The organism is Methylobacterium sp. B4 (assembly GCF_003201865.1).
Taxonomy (GTDB): Bacteria; Pseudomonadota; Alphaproteobacteria; order Rhizobiales; family Beijerinckiaceae; genus Methylobacterium.
On the sequence record NZ_QJJJ01000060.1, the window covers coordinates 1 to 1064 of the forward strand.

1 protein-coding gene is annotated in these 1064 nt (G+C 66.3%); it reads left to right on the plus strand.

What is annotated here, in order from left to right; translation table 11 throughout:
* The first annotated feature begins 92 nt into the window (after positions 1-92).
* Positions 93-1048 (plus strand): IS630 family transposase gene (locus tag BY998_RS23845; protein WP_110354164.1). Its coding sequence is split into 2 segments (ribosomal slippage): positions 93-432 and positions 432-1048, totalling 957 coding nucleotides; the frame shifts between segments, so codons are not numbered across the junction.
* Positions 1049-1064: the final 16 nt, after the last annotated feature.

A 1064-nucleotide genomic window follows, 5' to 3' on the forward strand; every position in this document is an offset into this window, starting at 1 on the left:
CTAGAGCGCGATCCGAGCGGGTTGAATCGTCTGGGGTTTTGGTGCGGGCGGGGATGTGATTCAATGTGCGGCCTTCCGAAGAGGAGAGCCGAATGCCGTCTGCCCTGTCCGCCGATCTGCGTGAGCGCGTCGTCATGGCCATCGAGGCAGGAGCCTCGCGCCGGGAGGCGGCGCGGCGCTTCGAGGTCAGCCCAGCCAGCGCGGTGCGTTGGCACGAGAGCTTCGTGCAGGAGGGGCGGACACAGGCCAAGCCGATGGGCGGCGATCAGCGCTCACACGCCGTCGAGGCACAAGCCATGTTGATCCGACGGACCTACGAGGGACAGCCCGGACTATTCCTGCACGAATTGCGTGACCGTCTGGCCGAGCATGGCTTGCGGGTCGGAGTGAGCAGCCTGTCACGCTTCTTCAAGCGCCACGGCATCACGCGTAAAAAAACACCGGCCACGCGGCCGAGCAGGATCGGGAGGACGTGAAGGCAGCCCGCCTGGCTTGGTTCGAGAGGCAACTCGATCTCGATCCGGACCGGCTCGTGTTCCTCGACGAGACCGCAACCAACACGAAGATGGCGCGGCGTTACGGGCGAGCGCCGCGCGGCGAGCGCTGCCGCGTCGCCATCCCCTTCGGGCATTGGAAAACCATCACCGTCACGGCCGGCCTACGCGCCAACGGCCTCATGGCCACCGCCCTTTTCGACGGGCCGATGACCGGAGCCCGCTTCCGCAGCTATGTCGATGAAACCCTGGTGCCGGCCCTGAAGCGCGGCGACACGGTCGTGCTCGACAACCTGCCCGCCCACAAGGTCGGCGGCATCCGCGAGCGCATTGAGGCGGCCGGCGCGCGGCTGCTCTACCTGCCGGCCTACTCACCCGACTTCAATCCGATCGAACTCGTCTTCGCCAAGCTCAAGGCGATTTTGCGCGCGGACGCAGCACGCACGGTCAGCGAACTCTGGGACACCATCAAGCTCGCGTTCAGGCGCTTCTCAACGGCGGAGTGCCGCAACTATCTCGCGGCCGCAGGCTACGACGCCTACGATCCAACCTGATCGGATGCCGCTCTAG